20 protein-coding genes are annotated in these 21,820 nt (G+C 66.4%); 4 read left to right on the top strand and 16 right to left on the bottom strand.

Annotated elements, in window-relative coordinates; genetic code table 11:
- Positions 1 to 52 precede the first annotated feature (52 nt).
- The 3 genes from AC1DP9_RS15825 to AC1DP9_RS15835 all read right to left on the bottom strand — a co-directional run bounded on the left by AC1DP9_RS15825 (position 53) and on the right by AC1DP9_RS15835 (position 3,622).
- A complete protein-coding gene (locus AC1DP9_RS15825) occupies positions 53 to 952 on the bottom strand; it encodes a glutamate/aspartate ABC transporter substrate-binding protein (protein ID WP_092291863.1) in 900 nt (299 codons plus the stop codon).
- A gap of 289 nt (positions 953 to 1,241) precedes the next feature.
- The gene (locus AC1DP9_RS15830; RefSeq protein ID WP_092291861.1) at positions 1,242 to 2,549 is read right to left on the bottom strand and encodes a Glu/Leu/Phe/Val family dehydrogenase; all 1,308 of its coding nucleotides are present in this window, start codon (positions 2,547 to 2,549) and stop codon (positions 1,242 to 1,244) included.
- 122 nt (positions 2,550 to 2,671) lie between these two features.
- Positions 2,672 to 3,622, bottom strand: a complete 951-nt coding sequence (locus AC1DP9_RS15835) for a LysR family transcriptional regulator (RefSeq protein ID WP_092292143.1) — start codon at positions 3,620 to 3,622, stop codon at positions 2,672 to 2,674.
- Positions 3,623 to 3,799: 177 nt separating this feature from the next.
- On the opposite strand from AC1DP9_RS15835, the gene AC1DP9_RS15840 reads away from it, so the two are divergent.
- The gene (locus AC1DP9_RS15840; RefSeq protein ID WP_477107859.1) at positions 3,800 to 4,330 is read left to right on the top strand and encodes a cysteine dioxygenase family protein; all 531 of its coding nucleotides are present in this window, start codon (positions 3,800 to 3,802) and stop codon (positions 4,328 to 4,330) included.
- Positions 4,331 to 4,336: 6 nt separating this feature from the next.
- The gene (locus AC1DP9_RS15845) at positions 4,337 to 4,795 is read left to right on the top strand and encodes an Lrp/AsnC family transcriptional regulator (protein WP_092291859.1); all 459 of its coding nucleotides are present in this window, start codon (positions 4,337 to 4,339) and stop codon (positions 4,793 to 4,795) included.
- A gap of 19 nt (positions 4,796 to 4,814) precedes the next feature.
- On the opposite strand, the gene AC1DP9_RS15850 is transcribed toward AC1DP9_RS15845, so the two are convergent.
- The 4 genes from AC1DP9_RS15850 to AC1DP9_RS15865 form a co-directional block, all read right to left on the bottom strand.
- A complete protein-coding gene (locus AC1DP9_RS15850) occupies positions 4,815 to 5,588 on the bottom strand; it encodes an ABC transporter permease (protein ID WP_092291857.1) in 774 nt (257 codons plus the stop codon).
- 15 nt (positions 5,589 to 5,603) lie between these two features.
- Positions 5,604 to 6,473 carry an ABC transporter ATP-binding protein gene (locus AC1DP9_RS15855; protein WP_477107889.1) on the bottom strand — a complete coding sequence of 290 codons (870 nt, stop codon included), beginning with the start codon at positions 6,471 to 6,473 and terminating at the stop codon, positions 5,604 to 5,606.
- Complete coding sequence (locus AC1DP9_RS15860; RefSeq protein WP_092291853.1) at positions 6,473 to 7,531, bottom strand: ABC transporter substrate-binding protein; 1,059 nt, start codon at positions 7,529 to 7,531, stop codon at positions 6,473 to 6,475. Before AC1DP9_RS15860 ends, AC1DP9_RS15855 begins: the two co-directional genes overlap by 1 nt.
- A 182-nt stretch (positions 7,532 to 7,713) precedes the next feature.
- Positions 7,714 to 9,615, bottom strand: coding sequence for an ABCB family ABC transporter ATP-binding protein/permease (locus tag AC1DP9_RS15865; protein WP_477107860.1), 1,902 nt, complete (start codon positions 9,613 to 9,615; stop codon positions 7,714 to 7,716).
- 97 nt (positions 9,616 to 9,712) lie between these two features.
- On the opposite strand from AC1DP9_RS15865, the gene AC1DP9_RS15870 reads away from it, so the two are divergent.
- Positions 9,713 to 10,117: an acyl-CoA thioesterase gene (locus AC1DP9_RS15870; protein WP_092291849.1), complete on the top strand. Its 405-nt coding sequence runs from the start codon at positions 9,713 to 9,715 to the stop codon at positions 10,115 to 10,117.
- A gap of 18 nt (positions 10,118 to 10,135) precedes the next feature.
- Here AC1DP9_RS15870 and AC1DP9_RS15875 read toward each other — a convergent pair whose 3' ends face one another.
- The 7 genes from AC1DP9_RS15875 to clsB all read right to left on the bottom strand — a co-directional run bounded on the left by AC1DP9_RS15875 (position 10,136) and on the right by clsB (position 19,954).
- Positions 10,136 to 10,912, bottom strand: coding sequence for an enoyl-CoA hydratase (locus AC1DP9_RS15875; protein ID WP_477107861.1), 777 nt, complete (start codon positions 10,910 to 10,912; stop codon positions 10,136 to 10,138).
- A gap of 41 nt (positions 10,913 to 10,953) precedes the next feature.
- The gene (locus tag AC1DP9_RS15880; RefSeq protein WP_477107862.1) at positions 10,954 to 11,910 is read right to left on the bottom strand and encodes a DegV family protein; all 957 of its coding nucleotides are present in this window, start codon (positions 11,908 to 11,910) and stop codon (positions 10,954 to 10,956) included.
- 136 nt (positions 11,911 to 12,046) lie between these two features.
- On the bottom strand, positions 12,047 to 13,246 hold the full coding sequence (locus AC1DP9_RS15885; protein WP_092291843.1) for an acetyl-CoA C-acyltransferase: 1,200 nt from the start codon (positions 13,244 to 13,246) through the stop codon (positions 12,047 to 12,049).
- Between the two features lie 21 nt (positions 13,247 to 13,267).
- Positions 13,268 to 15,694 (bottom strand): 3-hydroxyacyl-CoA dehydrogenase/enoyl-CoA hydratase family protein, encoded by a 2,427-nt coding sequence (locus AC1DP9_RS15890; protein WP_477107863.1) that lies wholly within the window; start codon positions 15,692 to 15,694, stop codon positions 13,268 to 13,270.
- An 85-nt stretch (positions 15,695 to 15,779) separates the two neighbouring features.
- Positions 15,780 to 17,567 (bottom strand): acyl-CoA dehydrogenase C-terminal domain-containing protein, encoded by a 1,788-nt coding sequence (locus AC1DP9_RS15895; protein WP_092291839.1) that lies wholly within the window; start codon positions 17,565 to 17,567, stop codon positions 15,780 to 15,782.
- Between the two features lie 88 nt (positions 17,568 to 17,655).
- Positions 17,656 to 18,246, bottom strand: coding sequence for a TetR/AcrR family transcriptional regulator (locus AC1DP9_RS15900; protein WP_092291837.1), 591 nt, complete (start codon positions 18,244 to 18,246; stop codon positions 17,656 to 17,658).
- A gap of 379 nt (positions 18,247 to 18,625) precedes the next feature.
- The gene (gene clsB, locus AC1DP9_RS15905) at positions 18,626 to 19,954 is read right to left on the bottom strand and encodes a cardiolipin synthase ClsB (protein ID WP_255370713.1); all 1,329 of its coding nucleotides are present in this window, start codon (positions 19,952 to 19,954) and stop codon (positions 18,626 to 18,628) included.
- 93 nt (positions 19,955 to 20,047) lie between these two features.
- Between clsB and mobB the strand changes: the two genes are divergently transcribed.
- On the top strand, positions 20,048 to 20,557 hold the full coding sequence (gene mobB, locus AC1DP9_RS15910) for a molybdopterin-guanine dinucleotide biosynthesis protein B (protein WP_441591683.1): 510 nt from the start codon (positions 20,048 to 20,050) through the stop codon (positions 20,555 to 20,557).
- Between the two features lie 10 nt (positions 20,558 to 20,567).
- Here the strand turns inward: mobB and AC1DP9_RS15915 are convergent, their stop codons facing one another.
- Positions 20,568 to 21,326, bottom strand: a complete 759-nt coding sequence (locus AC1DP9_RS15915) for an endonuclease/exonuclease/phosphatase family protein (protein ID WP_177219860.1) — start codon at positions 21,324 to 21,326, stop codon at positions 20,568 to 20,570.
- Positions 21,323 to 21,796 carry a dihydroneopterin triphosphate diphosphatase gene (gene nudB, locus AC1DP9_RS15920; protein ID WP_092291829.1) on the bottom strand — a complete coding sequence of 158 codons (474 nt, stop codon included), beginning with the start codon at positions 21,794 to 21,796 and terminating at the stop codon, positions 21,323 to 21,325. The genes AC1DP9_RS15915 and nudB overlap by 4 nt, the downstream gene beginning before the upstream one ends.
- Positions 21,797 to 21,820: the final 24 nt, after the last annotated feature.

Here is a 21,820-nt window from a genome sequence, read left to right on the forward strand (position 1 = left end):
AAAGAAACGGAAGGACTTCTCCTTCCGTTTCGCACTGCTCCGATCACAGGGATCAGTCGAGTGCCTTGTCGTTCGGGTTCTTGAAGAGCGCCTTCATGTCGTCGGACAGCGGGAAGTCCAGGTTCAGGCCCTTCGGCGGTACCGGTTGCATGAACCACTTGGTGTACATCGTGTTGATCGATCCGTCCTTCATCAGGCCGGCGATCACGGTGTCCGTCACCTTCTTGAACGGGGCATCATCCTTGCGGATCATGCAGCCGTACGACTCGCGCGACTGCGGCTTGCCCACGACGATCCAGTCGGCCGGGTTCTTCGCCTTGGCGCGTTCGCCGAAGAGCAGCGCGTCGTCCATCATGAACGCCACGGCACGGCCCGATTCCAGCGTCAGGAACGACTGGCCATGGTCCTTGGTGCTGATGATGTTGGCGCCCAGCTTCTGGTCGTCGTTCATCTTGCGCAGCAGGCGCTCGGACGTCGTGCCAGCGGTGGTGACCACGTTCTTGCCCTTCAGGTCAGACCAGTCCTTGATGCCGCCATCCTTCTTCACCATGATGCGGGTGCCGATGATGAAGATGCTGTTCGAGAACGAGGCCTGCTTCTGGCGTTCCAGGTTATTGGTCGTGGAACCGCACTCGATGTCGATCGTGCCGTTCTGCAGCAGCGTGATCCGGTTCTGCGAGGTGATCGGGATTTCCTTGACCTGCAGGTTCGGCAGCTTCAGCTGGTCCTTCACGGCTTCCACGATCTTCATATTGATATCGTAGGAATAGCCCACCTGGCGCACGCCGCCAAGGTTGTAGTTGAACGGAATCGAGGAATCCCGCACACCCAGCGTAATGACACCCGTGTCCTTGATCTTCTGCAGCGTGCCCGTCAGCGGCTCTGCAGCCTGCGCGGTACCGCACAGAATACCCGCAGCAACCGCCAGGCTAGCCAGCTTGGCTACATTCATAACATCTCCTTGACCATGAAGAGAAAGGCGGGACTCTAGCAAAAAAACGCCCCACCGGCGAAACAGTATTGCTTAGCTCGTGACCCAAGACAACGGGTTTTTCCCCTAACTGGTGCCAGTTCAGGCATGGTTGCGCGGCATTGCGCCAAAATGCGACACAACTGCAATGATTCAGACAACAAAAAAACGCGGCAGCCGGAAAACTCCGGCCGCCGCGTCCTTTCATGTCCGGGGAAAGGATGGATGCTGCGTCGCAACATCCATCCGCCCCTTTCATTGCCCGTTTCAATCAGGGATACAGGCCGCGCATCTCGCGCGCCTGCAGGATTCGCGTACAAGCAACGATAAACGCAGCCGTCCGCAGCGTGACCTTATTGTCCTGGGCCACCTGCCAGATCGCCCGGAAGGCCTCTTGCATGATTCGTACCAGGCGCTCGTTGATCTCCTCCTCGGTCCAGAAGAAGCTCGAGAAATCCTGCACCCATTCGAAGTAGGACACGGTCACGCCGCCGGCATTGGCGATGACGTCCGGGCAGACCAGGATGTTGCGCTCGCGCAGGATGTCGTCCGCCTGGGGCGTGGTCGGGCCGTTGGCGCCCTCGATCACCAGCTTGGCCGTAATCTTGGGCGCGTTGGCGGCCGTGATCTGGCCTTCCAGTGCGGCCGGGATCAGGATGTCGCACTCGACTTCCCAGAACCGCTCGGTGGTCAGCACTTCGCCCTGGAAGCCTTCGATCGTGCCGCTGTGCGACGCGTATTCCATCATCGCCGGCACATCGAGCCCGGCCGGGTTGTACAGCGTGGTGCGGTGGTCCTGCACGGCCACCACCTTGGCGCCAGCCTCGTGGAACAGCTTGGCCGCCACGGCGCCTACATTGCCGAAGCCCTGCACGGCCACGCGCGCGCCCTTGATGTCCATGCCGAGGTTGCGGGCGGCTTCCTTGCCGACCACGAACACGCCGCGGCCGGTCGCCTCGTGACGGCCCAGCGAGCCGCCCAGCGAGATCGGCTTGCCGGTCACCACGCCCGTGGCCGTGCTGCCCGAGTTCATCGAGTAGGTATCCATCATCCAGGCCATGACCTGGGCGTTGGTGTTCACGTCCGGCGCCGGAATGTCCTTGGTCGGGCCGATGATCAGGTTGATTTCACTGGTGTAGCGGCGCGTCAGGCGTTCCAGTTCGGCCGTGGAGAGCGTGCGCGGATCCACGCGGATGCCGCCCTTTGCACCACCATAGGGCACGTTGACGGCAGCGTTCTTGACCGACATCCACGCGGACAGGGCCATCACCTCGGACAGCGTCACGTCCTGGTGGAAACGCACGCCACCCTTGCCCGGGCCGCGCGAGAGGTTGTGCTGCACGCGATAGCCCTCGTAGTGGGCGATGGTGCCGTTGTCCAGCTCGATGGGCACGTCCACGATCAGCGCGCGCTTGGGGCGCTTCAGCGTTTCCACCCAGCGGGCCAGCGAACCCAGGTAGGGCGTGACACGGTCAACCTGCTGGAGGTAGATGCCCCAGGGCCCGAGCGCGTCGGCGTTCAGGTACGAAGGCAGGATGTGGGAGGCGATGGACGGCTTGGACGGTGCTGCGGAAGACATCGTTGAGTTCCGAGTGAAGGTGACACGCAGAATATCGGCGCCTCCACATCAGAATCCAATGCCGTTTGCTCATCCCGCCCTGCAGCATTATGCAAGACGCGCATAACCTTGCGCCCGACCCCTCAGGCTTGCGTCGTCAACGCAGCCCAGACCTTGTCCACCAGCTGGCGCTTGCGTCGGCTCTGCCCGCTGCGGCGGTCGTTGCCGACATCGGTGGGCCGTTCGCGGTAGAGCCGGATCTCCATGTCGATGGACTGCGGCAGCCCGCGCGCGGCCTCGGCCCGCACCAGCCGGCCTGCGTGCACGTCGTCCCGCACCGCGCTCTCGGGCAGGAAAGCCATGCCGTGGCCGGCCAGCGCCATGACCTTGAGCGCCTCGGCCATATCGGTCTCGTAGCATTTGTCGAGCTTGAGGATGTCCGGCGACTCGGACAGCAGCATGTCCACCATCCGTCCCAGGAACGCATTGGGCGTGTAGCTGAGGAACGGCACCGGCTTCTTGTCGCTGCCGGGCAGCCGGAACACGGGCCGGCCAGTGCTGTCGGGCACGCTGTAGGGCGACAGCCGCTCGGTGCCGAGCACGAGCATGTCGTAGTGGGCCGGATCCAGCTGGATGGCCTGGCGCGGGTGGTGGTAGACCATGACGAGGTCGCAGCCGCCCTCCACCAGCATCAGCACGGCATCGTGGACGTTCAGCGCGCGCAGCCGGCAGGGCAGCGTGCCGACCTTGCGCTCCACGCCCTTGAGCCATTCCGGGAAGAAGGTCAGCGACAGCGTGTGCGGCACCGCGAATTCCAGCACCTGGGCGTTGGCCGAGCGCTGGCCGCGCATCAGCGCCCGGGTTTCGCTGACCTGGGCCAGCATGGCCAGCGCCTGCTCGTAGAACACCTTTCCGGCGTCGGTCAGAGTGGTCGGGTAGCTCGATCGGTCGATCAGTTCGGTGCCCACCCACGCCTCAAGCGACTGGATACGCCGCGAGAACGCCGGTTGCGTGACATGCCGCAGCTCCGCCGAGCGCGAAAAGCTGTGCGTCTCGGCCAGGCTGACGAAGTCTTCAAGCCATTTGATTTCCATGGCGCGGATTATCGCTTGCCGGCCATCGGGCTGCACGATGAGCAAATCTATTCCAATTTCTTGAATATGTTTGGAACAGGATTACAATTAGAGCGAGATTTGGACGACAGATTGGATATTCTTGCTCAGGGGGGCCGACTAAGATGAATGGGATCCCATCCTGCCCCCGCAACCGCCATGCAGCCATCTGTCCTCCCTTCGTCCTTTTCCACGCTCGCCACCGGCATGGAAGCCACGCTCGCCCAGAGCGCGCGGATGGTGGCGGCGCACGTGGCGGCCAGCCTGCCGGACGCCGACACGCTGCTCGCCAGCCTGCCGCCGGGCGCGCTCGAAGGCAGTCCGGACCGCTATACGCGGCACCTGGTCCATGCCGATCCCTTCGAACGGTTCTCGGTCATGGTGCTGGTCTGGCGGCCGGGGCAGTTCAGCCCCGTCCACGGCCATCGCACCTGGTGCGCCTACCGCGTGCTGCGCGGCACGCTGGCCGAGCGCCACTACCGCTGGAACCCGGAGGACCGCACCGCATCTCAGGTCAACGCGGTCACCCGCGAGGCCGGCGACACTTTCAGCGTGCCGGCCGGCCTGCAGCACATCCACGCGCTGGGCAATGCCAGCGACGCCGTGGCCATGTCGCTCCATATCTACGGCGTGGACCAGGACCGCATCGCCACCGGGGTGAACCTGCTGGTGGATACCATCGTCAGTTGAGGATTCATGGACCGCTATGACCGCCAGATCCTGGAGATCCTCCAGGAAGACGCCACCGTGCCCGTCGCCGATATCGGCGAGCAGGTTGGCCTCACGTCCACGCCGTGCTGGCGGCGGGTGCAGAAGCTCGAGGAATCGGGCGTGATCCGCAAGCGCGTGGCGCTGCTGGATGCCGGCAAGCTCAATGTGGGCGTGACCGTCTTCGTGTCGATCCGGACCAACCAGCACAACGTGAAATGGCTGAAGGCCTTCCACGGGCTGGTGGCGTCGATCCCCGAAGTGACCGAGTTCTACCGCATGGCCGGCGACACGGACTACCTGCTGCGCGTGGTGGTGCCCGATATCGCCGCCTACGACGCCGTGTACAAGAAGCTGATCCAGGGCGCGGAACTGGCCGATGTCAGCTCCAGCTTCGCGATGGAACAAATCAAGTACACGACGGCGCTACCGCTGGACTACGCCTGAGCGGCGCCCGAGGGGCGCATCAACCCCGGTGCGCCCAGCCCGTCATGCGCTTTTCCAGCACCGCGAACAGCTCGTACATCCCCATCGCCATCACGGCGATGACGACCAGCCCCGCAAACGCCAGCGGCATCTTCATCGCCGAGCCGGCCGACACCAGCAGGTAGCCGATGCCCTCGTTCGCGGCGCTCATCTCGGACACCGTCGTGCCGACGAAGGCCAGCGTGATGGCCACCTTCAGCGAGGCGAAGAAGAACGGCATCGCGCGCGGCAGACCCACCTTGAGCAGCACGTCGCGCCGCTTGGCGCCGAGCACGCGCAGCACATCCTCAAGCTCCGGCTCCAGCGTGGCCAGCCCGGTGGCGATGTTGACCATGATCGGGAAGAACGAGATCAGGAACGCCGTCAGGATGGCCGGCCCGGCGCCCAGCCCGAACCAGACCACGAGGATCGGCACGAAGGCGGCCTTGGGCAGCGCGTTGAAGGCGGTCATCAGCGGGTAGGTGGCCGCGTAGGCCAGCTTCGACGAGCCCATCAGCAGGCCCAGCACCACACCGACGCCAATTGCCAGCCCAAAACCAACCATCGTGGTCCAGAACGTGCGCCAGGCATGGCCGGCGATCACGCCGCTGTACTCGGTCAGCGAGGCGACGATGGCCGACGGGCTCGGCAGGATGAAATCGGAGATCTGGAAAGCGAGGCACGCGCCCTGCCAGACCATCAGGAAAGCCCCCAGCAGGAGCCACGGCGCCACGCGCTGCACGCGCTTTGCCTGGGTGGAAGTCATGGTTGCCATGGTGTGGATCGCTTCTTATTGCTGGCGGACGTGGCCGATCTTCTCGCGCAGCTCGTGCACGCGTTCGGCGAACGGTTCGGAATAGGTGACGTCGAGCGCGCGCGGACGCGGCAGGTCGATCTCCTTGCGCAACAGGATGCGGCCCGGGCGGGCGCTCATCACGTAGACCGTGTCGGCCAGGAACACGGCCTCGCGCAGGTCGTGCGTGACGAGGATGACGTTGAAGCGCTGGGCCTGCCAGAGGTCACGCAGCACGCACCAGAGTTCCTCGCGCGTGAAGGCGTCGAGCGCGCCGAACGGCTCGTCCAGCAGCAGCATGCGCGGCTGGTGGATCAGCGCGCGGCAGATCGACGCGCGCTGCTGCATCCCGCCGGACAGCTGCCACGGGAACTTGTCCTCATAGCCCGCCAGGCCGACGGTCTTGAGCAGGTCGCGCGCCCGGGCCTCGTACTCCTTGCGCTTGGCGCGCATGGTGGAGCGGTACGGCTCGACGATCTCCAGCGGCAGCATCACGTTGTCGAGCGTGGTGCGCCACGGCAGCAGCGTCGGCGCCTGGAAGGCCATGCCGACCTGCTTGAGCGGGCCGTTCACCTTCTCGCCCGCGATGCTGACCGCGCCGCGCGTGGCCGGCCGCAGCCCGGTGGCCAGCTTCATGAAGGTGGACTTGCCGCAGCCGGACGGCCCGACGATGGCGATGAACTCGCCCTGCGCCGCCTGCAGCGAGATGTCCTCCACGGCGAACTCGCCACGCCGCGCCAGCTCGTCGTCATAGGCGAGCCAGACACGGTTGAAATCGACGAACGGCTTCGGGGGAGCCAGGGTGGCCTCCGTGACCCCGCTGGCCGCCCCGCCCGAGGCGGGGGACAGGCTTTCTCGCGCCATCATCATCGCAGGACGTCCAGTTCGGCGGCGGAAGGCAGGTAGGCGTCGGTCCAGAGCGTGTCCGGGTTGATCCGGCCCTTGGTGCCGAAGGCATCGGCCACCTGCGACGCCATCAGCGAGAGGCGCGGCTTGCTCACGCGGCCGAAGCCCTCGGCCTTGGCATCGGGCGACTTCACCACGCTGTCCAGCGCCAGCTTCAGGCGGCGCACCTCCAGCTTCTCGTCGATGATGCCGTCACGGGCCTTCACGGCCTTGATGCCTTCCTCGGGATGCGCGATCACGTCGCGCGCGGACTTGGAGAACGCGCGCAGGAACGCCTTGACCGTCTCCGGGTTGCTCTTCAGGAACTGCTCCGAGGCGATGATGGCGTTGCCGTACAGCTTCACGCCGAACTGCGGGTAGGGCAGCACGACGATGTCCTCATCCTTCACGCCACGCGCGTTCAGATTCAGGATCGACGTGAACGAGAAGCCGGTGATGGCGTCCAGGTCGCCGCGCGTGAGCATGGTCTCGCGCAGCGTGGGGTCCATCGCCTGCCAGTTGAACGACTGCGCCTGGAGGCCATTGGCCTTGGCGAAGATCGGGAAGGCGCGGCGGCCGGCATCGAACACCGGGGCGCCGAGCTTCTTGCCGGCCAGGTCCTTGGGCGCGCGGATGCCGGACTTCTTCAGCGCCAGCACGGCGGCCGGCGTGTTGTTGTAGACCATCATCACGGCCACCGGCTTGTTCTTGGCGTCCGGGTTATTGCCGTAGAACTCCATCACCGAGGCCAGGTCGGCGAAGCCCATGTCGTAGGTGCCGGAGGCCACGCGGTTGACCACGTTGCCCGAGCCGTTGCCAGCGTCGATGGACACGTCGAGCTTCTCCGCCTTGTAGTAGCCCTTCTGCTCGCCCAGCAGGAACAGCGCGGACGGGCCCTCGAAACGCCAGTCGAGCTGGAAGCGGACCTTGGTGGCGGCTTGCGCCTGAGCGGTGCCTGCACAGAGTGTCGACAGCACCATGGTGGTGCCCAATGCGGTACACAGCTTCAGCAGATGACGGCGCGCGGCGAATTGCGGCATGAACCTTCTCCAGTTGTTGATCTCTCCTGGGAAGGCTTTTCGCAAGGCGCGTGCCAGCTTTTCACATGGGTGTCATGCCCCGATCCGGGGCGCGCGCGCCGTGCATTGACGAACCATGATTGTGCGCGGCGCTCTGTGGGACGGGGTTGCCGACAGCGATTGTCGACAATCCCAAGCCAATCTCAGGCGTCCTGCGTCGCGTCGCCGACGTCGATGGCGAGCACGTCGGACGGCGACGCCGCCTCCACCGCCCCCTCCGCCGCGCTGCGCGCCTGGATCAGCCACATCTCCGCGTAGCGGCCGTTGGCGCGCATCAGCTCGGCATGCGTGCCGCGCTCGACGATGCGGCCGTGATCCATCACCAGGATCTGGTCGGCGTGGACCACGGTGGAGAGCCGGTGGGCGATCAGCAGCGTGGTGCGGTTTTGCGCCAGCCGCATCAGTTCGGCCTGGATGGCCTGCTCGGTGCGCGAATCAAGCGCCGAGGTGGCTTCGTCGAACACCAGTATCGGCGGATTCTTGAGCAGCGTGCGGGCGATGGCCACGCGCTGTTTCTCGCCGCCGGACAGCTTCAGGCCGCGCTCGCCCACCGGGGTGTCGTAGCCCTGCGGCAGTTCGCGGATGAAGGTGTCGATCTGGGCCGCGCGCGCAGCTTCGATGACCTCGTCGCGCGTGGCCTCCGGCCGGCCGTAGGCGATGTTGTAGTAGATGCTGTCGTTGAACAGCACGGTGTCCTGCGGCACGATGCCGATCGACGCCCGCAGGCTCGACTGGCGCACGTTGCGGATGTCCTGGCCATCGACCTCGATCCCGCCGCGGGACACGTCGTAGAAGCGGAACACCAGCCGCGCCAGCGTGGACTTGCCCGAGCCGCTGTGGCCGACCACGGCGGTGGTCGTCCCGGCGGCGATGGTGAAATCGACGTCGTCCAGGATCACCCGGTTGCTCTCGTAGCCGAATCCCACATGGCGGAAGCGCACCTCGGCGCCGCGCACCTGGAGCGGGAGCGCGCCGGGCGTGTCGGCCACCTCCTGGTTCGTGCCGAGCAGGACGAACATACGGTCCATGTCGGTCGTCGACTGCTTGATCTCGCGGTAGATCACGCCGAGGAAGTTCAGCGGAATATAGAGCTGGATCATCAGCGTGTTCACCAGCACGAGGTCGCCCAGCGTCAGCGTGCCGGCCGCCACGCCCACCGTGGCGCGCCACAGGATCAGGATCAGCCCCAGGGCGATGATGGTCTGCTGGCCGAAGTTCAGGAACGACAGCGAGTTCTGCGAGCGGATCGCGGCGGTGCGGTAGGTGCGCAGGTTCTCGTCGTAGCGGTGGGCCTCGTATTCCTCGTTGCCGAAGTACTTCACGGTCTCGAAGTTCAGCAGCGAGTCGATCGCCTTCTGGTTGGCGCGCGAGTCCAGCTCGTTCATCTTGCGCCGGAAGTGCGTGCGCCACTCGGTCACGACGATGGTGAACACGATGTAGCCGACCAGCGCGCAGGTGGTGATCGCCGCGAACCAGATGTCGTAGCGGACCACGAAGAAGCCGATCACCAGCGACATCTCCACCAGCGTGGGCAGGATGCTGTACAGCGAGTACGAGATCAGGGACTGGATGCCGCGCGTGCCGCGCTCGATGTCGCGGCTCATGCCGCCGGTCTGCCGGTCCAGGTGGAAGCGCAGCGACAGCGCGTGCAGATGGCGGAAGACCTGCAGCGCGATCTCGCGCACCGCGCTCTGCRTCACCTTCGAAAAGAGGATCTCCCGCAACTCGGTGAACAGCGTGCCCGAGAGCCGCAGCACCCCGTAGGCGACGATCAGGCCGACCGGCACCACGAGCAGCGCGGCGGTATCGCCGGGGGCGATGTTCATGCTGTCGATCAGCTTCTTCATCAGCACCGGCACGCCGAGGTTGGCCACCTTGGCCGCCACCAGGCAGGTCAGCGCCAGCATCACGCGCCACTTGTAGTGCCAGACGTAGGGCAGCAGGTTACGGACGGTCTGCCAGTCGCTGCGGGGCTTGCCGCCGACGGGGAACAGCGATTTGGGCGATTCGGGGGGGGAATCGGCGGACGTGGAGTAGCGGCGCATACGTTAGAATTCTTGCCAATGCCGCGATTGTCGCAGAGATCGCACATCCCGGCAGGCCATGACATTCCCCCGCACCCCGCCTTACCTTCCTGCCGATATGAACCATCCTGCCCCGCTCTCCGAACTGCCTGCCGGCAAGAACCCCGCCCTCCGCGTGGTGCCGATGCCCGCCGACGCCAATGTGCATGGCGATGTGTTCGGCGGCTGGATCATGTCCCAGGTGGACATCGCCGGCTCGATCCCGGCTGTGGAGCGCGCCCAGGGCCGCGTCGCCACGGTGGCCGTGAACTCGTTCCTGTTCAAGCACCCGGTGATGGTGGGCGATCTGGTGAGCTTCTATGCCGATATCGTCAAGACCGGCCGGACCTCGATCACCGTGTCGGTGGAGGTCTACGCGCAACGCATGCGCCACAGCCACGAATGCGTGAAGGTGACGGAGGCCACGCTGACCTACGTGGCCACCGACGATACGCGGCAGCCGAGAACCCTCCCGACCGCCTGAAGCGCCAACGCTCGCGTCTTAGCTGAACTTCGAGAAATCGGGCTTGCGCTTCTCGAAGAACGCCGAGAACGCCTCTTTCGCTTCCGGCGCCACCAGCATGCGCCGGAACACCTCGCCCTCCTCGCCCATCTTCTTCTCGACGGCTGCCACGTCGTCGCCCTTCATGAGCCGCTTGGTCTCGCGCAGCGACGACGCCGGCAGCGCGGCCAGCTTGGCCGCCTGCTGGCGCACGTAGTCCTGCAATTCGGCCACCGGCAGCACCTTGGTCACCAGACCCATCGCCAGCGCCTCCTGCGCGCTGAACGCCTCGCCCAGCATCAGCTTCTCGGCAGCGCGCTGATAGCCGACCAGACGCGGGAGCAGCAGGCTCGACGCCGCCTCCGGGCACAGGCCGAGCTGCGCGAACGGCAGGGACAGCTTCGCCGTGTCCGAGGCGTAGACGAGATCGCAATGCAGCAGCAGCGTCGTGCCGATGCCCACCGCCGCGCCACTGACCGCCGCCACCACGGGCTTGCTCGCGTGGCTGATCGCATGCAGGAACTGGAACACCGGCGCCGGCGTGCCATCCGCGCCGTGCGACGGCGGGCGCTTCATGAAGTCCTCGAGGTCGTTGCCGGCGGTGAAGATCTCCGGCTTGCCCTCGATCACGATCACACGCACGGCGGCGTCAGTCTCCGCCGCGCGCAGCGCATCGGCCATGGTCTGGTACATCGCGGCCGTGATCGCATTCTTCTTGTCGATGCGGTCGAAGCCGATGGTCAGGATGCCCCGGTCGATTCGTGTGGCAATGCTCATGTCAAACCTCGTCTGTCTCGTCTAGCTCATTGGGATGCCGCTCATACGAACGGTGGCGGCACTTCGGAAAGGTAACCGATGCTGAACGCGCCGGCGCCGATGTTCAGCGCCACGGTCAGGCTCATCGGGGCCAGCATCAGCTCCACGCCGGCGCGCTCGGCCGTGGCGGCCAGCGACTGCCACGCGGGCCACGCGCGCACTTCGTCGATATTGCCGGCATAGGCCACCGAGATGTCCGGCGTCAGCAGGCAGCCGGCCCGCACGCAGCTCTCGGCATGAGCCAGCAGCCGGCGGATGCCGTCCTCCTGTCCGCGCGCCTTGGCAATCGCCTCGGTCTCGCCCTGGTGCATGCGGATGATCGGGCGGATGTTGAACGCATTGCCCAGCATGTAGCGGCCCCAGGTGATGCTGTTCTCGCCCTTCTGCTTGGCGCGCGTATACATATAGAGCAACTCGTTCGGCACCATGATCATGTGGGCGGCGTCGCGCAGGCGGGTCTCCACGGCATGGGAGATCGTCGCGGCGTCGGCGCCGTGGCCCAGCATGCGGGCCACCTCGCGCACGATCAGCGCCTGGCCCGGGCCGATGGCGCCGGTGTCGATCACGGTCAGGTCGAACAGGCCGCTGCGCCCGGCGTCCTTGCGCAGCTTGAAGCTGCGCGCCACGGTGCCGACCACGGCGCCGGTGGCGTTCGCGTAGAACTTGCTGCGCGTGCTGGCAATCGTCAGCAGGATGGCACGGTCGCAGCCGGCCACCACATGCTTGAGCAGATGGTCTTCCAGCTCGCGTTCGAGCAGGGGGATCGATTCGGCGTAGTGGTCCTGCTTGCCGACCAGGTACTGCTGGTACAGGTCGGGCAGCGCGGCTTCGTCGCGGGTGTCGACCACGAAGCGGTCGCCAGCGCGAATCCGGAAAGGGATGGTATGGACGCCCAGCGCGTCCATCATTGCGCGCGGCATGTCGCATGCCGCGTCGGCCAGAATGGCTGTCTCCTGCATATTATTGTGTTCCTCCGTATCAAGCGTTTCAGTGTGTGGCTTCTCCGTTCCATCGCACTACGTTCTTCACCTGATCAGAGGGTTCGGGACAGCCCACCCGCCGGGCTGTCCCGGTGGCGCGCTGCCCCTGGCGCGTTTAAACGCGCTCGAAGATACCGGCGGCGCCCATGCCCGTGCCGACGCACATGGTCACCATGCCGTATTTGAGGTTGTGGCGACGCAGCGCGTGCACCACGGTGGCCGAGCGGATCGCGCCCGTGGCACCGAGCGGGTGGCCCAGCGCAATCGCGCCGCCCATCCGGTTGACCTTGGCCGGGTCCAGCGCCAGGTCACGCATCACCGCCAGCGACTGCGCGGCGAAGGCCTCGTTCAGTTCGATCCAGTCGATCTGGTCCTGCGTCAGCCCCGCAGCCTTCAGCGCGGCCGGAATCGCTTCCTTCGGACCAATCCCCATGATCTCGGGCGGCACGCCGCGCACCGCGAACGACACGAAGCGGGCCAGCGGCACGAGATTGAACTGCTTGAGGATCTTTTCCGAGACCAGGATCAGCGCGCCGGCGCCGTCCGACGTCTGCGAACTGTTGCCGGCCGTCACGCTGCCCTTGTTGGCGAACACCGGACGCAGCTTGGCCAGGCCTTCCAGCGACGTGTCGGGGCGCGGACCCTCGTCCAGCGAGATAGTACGCGTCTTGACGCCGACCTGACCAGTGGCGAGGTCCGGGAACTTCTCGGTTACCTCGATTGGGGTAATTTCGTCGGCGAACTCCCCGGCCTGCTGCGCGGCCATCGCCTTCTGGTGCGACGCCAGCGAGAACGCGTCCTGATCCTCGCGGCTGACCTGCCACTGGGTCGCCACCTTCTCGGCGGTCAGGCCCATGCCGTAGGCGATGCCGACGTTCTCATCGCGCGTGAAGATCGACGGCGACATCGACGGCGTGTTGCCCATCATCGGCACCATGCTCATCGATTCCACGCCGGCGGCGATCATCACGTCCGACTCGCCCACGCGGATGCGGTCCGCGGCCATCGCCACGGCCGACACGCCCGAGGCGCAGAAGCGGTTCACGGTGATGCCGCCCACGGTGTTTGGCAGGCCCGAGAGCAGCGCGCCGATGCGCGCCACGTTCAGGCCCTGCTGGGCTTCGGGGATGGCGCAGCCCACGATGGCGTCTTCGATCAGCGCCGGATCGAGATTGGGCACCTGCGCCACTGCAGCGCGCAGGATCATGGCGAGCAGGTCGTCAGGCCGGGTGTTCCGGAACGCGCCCTTGGGGGCCTTGCCGATGGGCGAACGGGTGGCCGCGACGATGTAGGCGTCTTGCAGTTGTTTCATGATGTCGGTTCCTATTCTGGCCTGTTAGTTGCGCACCGGCTTGCCGGTCTGCAGCATGCCCATGATGCGCTCCTGCGTCTTGCCCGTGCCGAGCAGCTCGATGAACGCGCGGCGCTCCAGCGCCAACAGCCAGTCCTCGCTGACCAGCGAGCCGGCTTCCACGTCGCCGCCGCACACGGCCTCGGCGATACGCGTGGCGATCAGGAAATCGTGGGCCGAGATAAAGTTGCCGTCGCGCATGTTGACCAGCGACGCCTGGATGGTGGCGATGCCCGAGCGGCCCGCCACCGGCACCAGCGCGCCGGGCACCGGGGCGCGGTAGCCGGCGTTGGCCAGCGCGCGCACTTCGCTCTGCGCCACGTACAGCAGTTCGTGGACGTTGAAGACGATGGTGTCAGTCGGTTGCAGATAGCCAATCTGCTGCGCATCGAGCGCCGAGGTGGACACCTTCGCCATCGCCGCCGCCTGGAAGCGGTTGGTCAGGAATTGCAGGTAGTTGGTGCTGCCCGCCGCCTGCGCCGCGCGCGCGGCAGCCAGTGCCGCCTCCTTGAGGCCGCCACCGGCCGGGACCAGGCCCACGCCCACTTCGACGAGGCCGATGTAGGTTTCGAGCGCGGCCACACGCTTGGCCGAATGGAGCATCAGCTCGCAGCCACCGCCGAGCGCGATGCCCGACGCCGCCGCCACCACCGGCACGGCCGAATACTTCACGCGCATCATGCCGTCCTGGAACTTCTTGACGAACGGCTCGATGCCCTTGGCGCCGCCCATCATGAACGCGGGCATAGCAGCTTCGAGGTTGGCGCCGGCCGAGAACGGACCGCCGGGCGCGCCCAGTTGCAGCGAGGTCGGCTGCCACACCACCAGACCCTTGTAGCCGGCTTCGGCCAGGTCGATGGCGCGCGTCAGGCCGTCGATGACATCCGGCCCGATCGTGTTCATCTTGCTCTTGAAGGACACCACCAGCACGTCGTCGGCGCCGGCGCTGGTCCAGATGCGCACGGCATCGTTCTCTTCGACAGTCTTGCCAGCCGTGCGCGGATCGGCCGCGTCGGTGCCGCGCAGCGCTGCGCGGAACACCTGGCGCTGGTACACCGGCAGTTCGGCGCGCTGGACGAACGAACGGGTCGCCGGCGACCACGAACCCTTGGCGCTATGCACGCCCTGGTTCTCGGCCACGGCACCGCTGAACACCCAGGCAGGCAACGCAGCGTTCGACAGCGCCTTGCCCGCATCGACATCTTCCTTGACCCACTCGGCCACCTGCTTCCAGCCGGCGGCCTGCCAGTCTTCGAACGGGCCCGAGTTCCAGCCGAAGCCCCAGCGGATGGCGAGGTCCACGTCCGCCGCCGAACCGGCGATCTGTTCGAGGTAGACGGCGATGTAGTGGAACACGTCGCGGAAGACGCTCCACAGGAACTGCGCCTGCGGGTTGGTCGATTCGCGCAGCAGCTTGATGCGCTCCGCCGGCTCCTTCTTGAGCATGCGGACCACGATCTCGTCGGCCTTCTTGCCCGACTCCACGTACTGGCCGGTCTTGGCGTCCAGCACCTTGATCGCCTTGCCTTCCTTCTTGTAGAAGCCGGCGCCGGTCTTCTGGCCCAGCGCGCCCGCATCGACCAGCCCCTTCAGCACGGTCGGCGTCTGGTAGACCGGTGCGAACGGGTCGTTGGTCAGGTTGTCCTGCATCGTCTTGATCACGTGCGCCATGGTGTCCAGGCCCACCACATCGGCGGTGCGGAACGTGGCGGACTTGGCGCGGCCCAGCTTGGCACCGGTCAGGTCATCGACGACATCGAACGGAATGCCGAACTTCTCGGCCTCGGCGAACACGGCCAGGATCGAGAAGATGCCGACCCGGTTGGCGATGAAGTTCGGCGTGTCCTTGGCGCGCACCACGCCCTTGCCGAGCGTGGTGGTCAGGAAGGCTTCCAGGCGGTCGAGGATCTCGGGCTGCGTGGTGGCCGTCGGAATCAGCTCCACCAGATGCATATAGCGCGGCGGGTTGAAGAAGTGCACGCCACAGAAGCGGGCCTTCAGGCCAGCGTCGAAGCCATCCGACAGCGCGGTGATCGACAGCCCCGAGGTATTGGTCGCGAAGATCGCATGCGGGGCCAGGTGCGGGGCCACCTTCTTGTAGAGGTCGTGCTTCCAGTCCATGCGCTCGGCGATGGCCTCGATCACCACGTCGCACTCGCCCAGCAGGGCGATGTCATCTTCGTAGTTCGCGGCGCGGATCAGGCCGGCCTCATCCTTGATGCCGAGCGGCGCGGGCGAGAGCTTCTTCAGGTTCTCGATGGCGCGCAGGGCGATGCCGTTCTTGGGGCCTTCCTTGGCGGGCAGGTCGAACAGCACCACGGGCACGCGGGCGTTGACCAGGTGGGCGGCAATCTGCGCCCCCATGACGCCGGCACCCAGCACGGCGACTTTCTTGACGATGAAATTGGACATGCGCGCTCCTCAGTCTGTGAGCGTTGAGAGGATGTGAGGTACGGGCAGGCGCGGCGGCGGATGGCCGCGCGCGCCTGCCGGCAAATCAGAACAGGTCGGCGTCCAGCGCCATCAGCGTGGCCGAGCCGGCGCGCGCCTTGCGGATCTCCGCGGCGGTTTCCGGCAGCAGCTTGGCGAAGTAGAACCGCGCCGTGGCCAGCTTGCTGGTGTAGAACTTGTCGCCGCTGCCCTCCTTCTCGAGCGCGAGCTTGGCCATGCGGGCCCAGAAGTACGAGAACACCAGGTGCCCCACCACGCGCAGGTACGGCACGGCGGCCGCGCCCACTTCGTCCGGGTTGCCCATGGCCTTCATGCCGATTTCCATGGTCAGCTTCTGCACCTTGTCGCCGATGTCGGCCAGCGGGTTGACGAACTCCTGCATCGCCTCGTTGGTGCCCTCTTCCTCGACGAAGTCCTGCACGATCTTGCCGAACGCCTTCAGCTTGGCGCCCATGTCGCCCAGGATCTTGCGGCCCAGCAGGTCCAGCGCCTGGATCGTGTTGGTGCCTTCGTAGATCATGTTGATGCGGGCGTCGCGCACGTACTGCTCCATGCCCCATTCGGCGATGTAGCCGTGGCCGCCGAACACCTGCATGCCCTCGTTCGTCGAGGTGAAGGCGTTGTCGGTCAGGAAGGCCTTGATCACCGGCGTCAGCAGCGCCACGAGGTCGCCGGCTTCCTTGCGCACGGCGGCGTCGGGGTGCGACAGCTCGCGGTCGATCTGCAGCGCGGTCCAGTAGCTGAACGCGCGGCCGCCTTCGACGTAGGCCTTCTGCGTCAGCAGCATGCGGCGCACGTCCGGGTGCACGATGATCGGATCGGCCGGCTTCTCCGGCGCCTTCGGGCCGGTCAGCGCGCGCATCTGCAGACGGTCCTTGGCGTAGGCCAGCGAGTTCTGGTACGCCACCTCGGTCAGGCCCAGGCCCTGGGCGCCCACGCCGAGGCGCGCGGCGTTCATCATCACGAACATCGCGTTCAGGCCCTTGTTCGCCTCGCCCACGAGCCAGCCCCGCGCGCCGTCCAGGTTCATCACGCAGGTGGCGTTGCCGTGGATGCCCATCTTGTGTTCGATGGAGCCGCACTTGATGCCGTTGCGCTCGCCCGGGTTGCCGCTGGCATCGGGGATGAACTTCGGTACCACGAACAGCGAGATGCCCTTGGTGCCTTGCGGGGCGTCCGGCAGGCGGGCCAGCACCAGGTGAATGATGTTCTCGGCCAGGTCGTGCTCGCCGGCCGAGATGAAGATCTTCGTGCCCGAGATCAGGTAGGAGCCATCGGCCTGCGGCTCGGCCTTGCTGCGCAGCATGCCGAGGTCGGTGCCGCAATGCGGCTCGGTCAGGCACATCGTGCCGGTCCACACGCCGGACACCAGCTTGGGCACGTAGGTCTGCTTCAGCTCCGGCGTGCCGTGGGCATGCAGCGCCTCATAGGCGCCGTGCGAGAGGCCCGGGTACATCGTCCACGCCTGGCCGGCCGAGTTCAGCATCTCGTACAGCGCGTTGTTGATGATGATGGGCAGGCCCTGGCCGCCGAACTCGGGGTCGCAGGCCAGCGCCGGCCAGCCGGCTTCGACGTACTGCTGGTAGGCCTCCTTGAAGCCCTTGGGCGCGCGGACCACGCCGTCGCCCTCGTAGGTGCAGCCCTCGCGGTCGCCGGGCTGGTTCAGCGGGAAGACCACGTCGGCGCAGAACTTGCCGGCTTCCTCGATAACCTGGTTGATGGTGTCCGCGTCGATGTCGGCGTGCGTCGGCATCGCCTTGAGTTCGGCTTCTGCGCCGAGCAGTTCATGGAGCACGAACTGCATGTCGCGCAACGGTGCGGTGTACTGGCCCATCAAAAACTCCTTGGAGGTTTGCGATGCCGCCACACGCACGCGCCGCGCCGCCTGCAGGGAGGGGGCGAGACCGTTGCCGGGGGCGGCGTCAGGTTCGGTAAGACTGAATCAGTTTGTTGAGCGCGACCATGGCAAGTTCGGCGCTGTCCGGCAGGCGCAGGAAACGGGCGTCGTGATGCAAGCCTAGTTCAAGGCTGTACATCTCGAACAGCATCGTGCGCGGATCGCAGTCCGCGCGCAGGTGCCCCTCTTCCTTGGCCTGGTCGATCGCGCGCATCAGCGCGGCCCGCCAGATCGTGACGCTCTTGACCAGCTCGTCACGCACCGGGCTTTCCGCGCGATCGTCGTACTCGACCGCCCCGCTGATGTAGATGCAGCCCGTGGTCACTTCCTGGATGCGCTTTTCCATCCAGCGCCGCACCATCGACCACAGGCGCGGCAGACCGCGTGGCTCGTGCAGCGAGGGGTAGAACACCTCCTGCTCGAACCGGCGGTGATACTCGCGCACCACTTCCACCTGCAGGTCCTCGCGCGAACCGAAATGCGCGAATACGCCGCTCTTGCTCATCTGCATGCGTTCCGCGAGGAGGCCGATGGTCAGCCCTTCCAGCCCGTCGCGGGACGACAATTCCAGTGCGGCATCGAGAATCGCCACGCGCGTCATCTCACCCTTGCGCAAGGGCGCGGGTGCGGCGGCGGATTCAAGACGGACTGACTGGTGTCGCATGGTTTTCTCTCCGTTCTCGCAGCGCACTTCCCGGGCGCTGCCTATGACCTGACTTTGCTTTGAACCTGGCATTGCGGCTGCCGTAAAGCCGTGGCAAGTCGCGAATGCACGCAGTCTAAGCCAAAAAAGAACGGTCGTTCAGATTATTCTGGCGAGGCCGTTTGGCATCAAGCAATTAATTAGACCGGGGTTTCTAAACAGACGGTGCCGGCCCTGCGTTGACCACGCATTGCAGCAACGGCTTAAAACCGCCCGGCACCAGCGCGCGCGGGATGGCGCGTGCGGCAGGGCAGCATGGTAACGCCACGCGCGCGGCCATGCGTCGAGGCATTCAGTACCGCCCCGTCACCCCGGCGATGACGACGCCGACGCGCAACACATAGTAGGCCGCCCAGTTGGCAAACCGCCGCAGGCGCGGCAGGCCCGCGTGCGCCTCCGGCACCACGCGCGCGCTGCGCTGCGCCATGGCCCGTTCCAGGTGCCCGCGCAGGTCGTTCGCGAAGTGGGTGTCGTAGACGGCCACGTTGGCCTCGCGCGCCAGCAGCAGGCTGAACGGGTCCATATTGCTCGAGCCGACCGTCGCCCAGGTATCGTCGACCACGGCGACCTTCGCGTGCAGGAAGCTCGCCTCGTATTCGTAGATCTCCACGCCCGCCTCGAGCAGCGTGGCGTAGAGCGCGTGCGTGGCGAAATGCTGGAGCCGGTACTCGACCACCCCCTGGAGCAGCAGCCGCACCCGCACGCCGCGCTCGCGGCAGGCCAGCAGCGCGCGGCGCATCTTGTGGCCCGGCAGGAAGTAGGCGTTGGCGAGGATCACGTCGTGCCGCGCCGCGCCCAGCGCGTAGAGGTACTCGCGCTCGATCGTGCGGCGGTTGCGCAGGTTGTCGCGCAGCAGCAACGCGGCCGGCACGCCGCCCGGCTGCACGTTGCGCCGCGCCTGGCGGGCGGCCGTGGTCAGCGTCTCCACCTCGGCGAAGGCCTCGGCGGTCTCGCGCAGGCCGCGGCGCTGGGCGATGCGGAACCAGAGCCGGGCCGACGCCAGCGCGATCTGCGCGACCAGCGGCCCGGATACCCGCACGGCGAAGTCGTAGCGTGGGCCGAGTTCGGGCAGGTCGAGCGGGCCGTGGTTGTGGTCGTCGATGATATTGATGCCGCCGACGAACGCCACGCTGTCGTCGATCACGGCCATCTTGCGGTGGAGCCGGCGCAGGTGCCGGCGCGCCAGCTTGAACCCGCGCAGCGGCCGGTAGATCTCGAGCTTCACCCCGCCGGCCTGGAGGCGCTGTTGCAGGGCTTCGGGCATGTCGCCGGCGCCGAAGCCATCGACCACGAGCCGCACATCCACACCACGCTGCGCCGCAGCGACCAGCGCCTCGGTCACGCGTTGGCCGACCGCATCATCGGCATAGATATAGGTCTCCAGCACGACGTGGCGCGTGGCCGTGCCGATGGCGGCGATCAGGGCGGGGAAGAAGGTTTCGCCATTGCGCAGCAGGTCCACCGCGTTGCCGGGCACCGGGCTGCCGCGCCGGCGGCCCCAGCGCAGCAGGGGCGCGCGGAGGTGGACGTCCGCGGGCGCCGCCTGGGGGATGGGCGGTGCCGGGGACTGGGGCGTCGAGGCGGGTGCGGGGCGGTCGACCCGGTCGTAGATCCGTGACATGGCTTGATTATCGGATAACGGGCGGCTCCTGCACATCGCCCGGGCCAACTCTGCTATTGTCGGGCCATTGTGTGGCGGAAAACGGAAAGTATTGTGAAGGTATTCGGCATCGCCGGTGCGTCGGGCAGCGGCAAGACCACGCTGCTGGACCAGCTGATTCCCCGCTTCGTGGCCGACGGCCTGCGGGTCGCCGGCATCAAGCACACCCACCACGGCTTTGACCCCGACACCCCCGGCAAGGACTCCTGGCGCATGCGCGCCGGCGGCTGCGAGAACGTCGTGCTGGTCGGCGCGCGGCACCTGACGCTGATGCGCCACTACCCGGAGTCGAAGCCATCGCCCGAAATCAGCGAGGCCCTGGCCGTGCTGCCGCCCGAGACCGACCTGGTGCTGGTCGAAGGCTATAAATGGAGCGATTTCCCGAAACTCGAGGTCTATCGGCCCGCCCACGGCAAGCCGCCGCTCTGGCGCGACGTACCCGGCGTGGTCGCCGTGGCGACCGACGCGCCGGCCGAAGTTGCCACGCAAACGGCGCTGCCGGTACTCGACCTCGCCGATCCAGACGCCATCTACCACTGGATCCGCACCGCCCTCAGCCTGTAACCCCGGGGCACTACGCCTCGGGAATCGCCACCCGGCGGGCCAGCTCCGCCACCAGCGGCACATGGTCCGAACGCTCGGCCCATTCGCGGCCGGTCAGCGCCTGGGTGCGCTCGATCTCGAATCCCCGTACGTAGATCCGATCCAGCTGCCACCACGGCATATGGCTCGGAAACGTGTGGATACGCCCGCTCTTGGCGTGCGCCGACTCCACCGCGTTGAGCGTGTTGCAGATCTGGGCGTCCAGCCGATGGTTCCAGTCGTTGAAATCGCCGGCGATGACCAGCGGCGCATCGGCCGGCACCACGGCGCGCACGCGCTCCACCAGCGCGCTCGCCTGCCGCGCCCGGCTGCGCGCGAACAAGCCGAAATGCACGCAGATCAGGTGCGCCTCCACGCCGTTGATGTCCGCCACCGCGTGCAACAGGCCGCGCTGCTCGAAGCGGTGATCGGAGATATCGAGATTTTCCGACATCAGGATCGGATGCCGGGACAGGATCGCGTTGCCGTGATGGCCGTGATCGTAGACCGCGTTGCGGCCGTAGACCGAATGCGGATAGGCGTCGGTGGCCAGATAGTTGAGCTGGGTGTGGTCAGGGTCGAACAACTCGGCGGCGACCAGCCGGTCGTTGCGGTCCTGGACTTCCTGCAGGAAGACGATGTCCGCGTTCATGGTCTGCAGGCCGGTGCGTACATTCTGGATGCGCGGCTTCCCGCTGAACCCCTTCACGCCCTTGTGGATGTTGTACGTGACCACGCGCAGCTTCATCATGCCGCTCCCGAGGTGACGTCGAGCCCCGCCGCCGCCCGCCAGGCCAGCTGGCGCACCGCTTCCGCATTGCTGCTGGAGAAGCAGCGCTCGGCGGCTTCCTGCCAGGGCAGCCACGCGTAGCGCAGGTGTTCACGCGGCGCCAACGTCACATTAAGAGGTGCGGGCACGCACAGCCCGAACCAGTGCTCGGTGTTGCGTGCCACCCCGGGCGCGTAGCGGTGGCGCCACTGGGGGTAGATGTCGTACGTGATGGTGTGTTGCCAGTCGGTCAGGCTATGCGCGCTGGCGATGATGCCGGTTTCCTCGGCCACCTCGCGGGCGGCGGTCACTGGCAGCGGTTCGTCCTCGGCGTCCAGGCTGCCGGTGACCGACTGCCAGAAGCCGGGCCGGTCGGCGCGCTCGATCAGCAGGACTTGCAGGTCTGGCGTGTAGATGACAACCAGCACCGATTCGGGAATCTTGTAGGGCATGGGGCGCGTTGGAAGGACAAACCC

This window comes from Cupriavidus sp. 01L43 (assembly GCF_056399925.1).

Excerpts from the sequence above, each read along its gene's own strand:
- AC1DP9_RS15825 (WP_092291863.1), bottom strand. The coding sequence starts at position 952 with ATGAATGTAGCCAAGCTGGCTAGCCTGGCGGTTGCTGCGGGTATTCTG.
- AC1DP9_RS15830 (WP_092291861.1), bottom strand. The coding sequence starts at position 2,549 with ATGTCTTCCGCAGCACCGTCCAAGCCGTCCATCGCCTCCCACATCCTG.
- AC1DP9_RS15835 (WP_092292143.1), bottom strand. The coding sequence starts at position 3,622 with ATGGAAATCAAATGGCTTGAAGACTTCGTCAGCCTGGCCGAGACGCAC.
- AC1DP9_RS15840 (WP_477107859.1), top strand. The coding sequence starts at position 3,800 with ATGCAGCCATCTGTCCTCCCTTCGTCCTTTTCCACGCTCGCCACCGGC.
- AC1DP9_RS15845 (WP_092291859.1), top strand. The coding sequence starts at position 4,337 with ATGGACCGCTATGACCGCCAGATCCTGGAGATCCTCCAGGAAGACGCC.
- AC1DP9_RS15850 (WP_092291857.1), bottom strand. The coding sequence starts at position 5,588 with ATGGCAACCATGACTTCCACCCAGGCAAAGCGCGTGCAGCGCGTGGCG.
- AC1DP9_RS15855 (WP_477107889.1), bottom strand. The coding sequence starts at position 6,473 with ATGATGGCGCGAGAAAGCCTGTCCCCCGCCTCGGGCGGGGCGGCCAGC.
- AC1DP9_RS15860 (WP_092291853.1), bottom strand. The coding sequence starts at position 7,531 with ATGCCGCAATTCGCCGCGCGCCGTCATCTGCTGAAGCTGTGTACCGCA.
- AC1DP9_RS15870 (WP_092291849.1), top strand. The coding sequence starts at position 9,713 with ATGAACCATCCTGCCCCGCTCTCCGAACTGCCTGCCGGCAAGAACCCC.
- AC1DP9_RS15875 (WP_477107861.1), bottom strand. The coding sequence starts at position 10,912 with ATGAGCATTGCCACACGAATCGACCGGGGCATCCTGACCATCGGCTTC.
- AC1DP9_RS15880 (WP_477107862.1), bottom strand. The coding sequence starts at position 11,910 with ATGCAGGAGACAGCCATTCTGGCCGACGCGGCATGCGACATGCCGCGC.
- AC1DP9_RS15890 (WP_477107863.1), bottom strand. The coding sequence starts at position 15,694 with ATGTCCAATTTCATCGTCAAGAAAGTCGCCGTGCTGGGTGCCGGCGTC.
- AC1DP9_RS15895 (WP_092291839.1), bottom strand. The coding sequence starts at position 17,567 with ATGGGCCAGTACACCGCACCGTTGCGCGACATGCAGTTCGTGCTCCAT.
- clsB (WP_255370713.1), bottom strand. The coding sequence starts at position 19,954 with ATGTCACGGATCTACGACCGGGTCGACCGCCCCGCACCCGCCTCGACG.
- AC1DP9_RS15915 (WP_177219860.1), bottom strand. The coding sequence starts at position 21,326 with ATGATGAAGCTGCGCGTGGTCACGTACAACATCCACAAGGGCGTGAAG.
- nudB (WP_092291829.1), bottom strand. The coding sequence starts at position 21,796 with ATGCCCTACAAGATTCCCGAATCGGTGCTGGTTGTCATCTACACGCCA.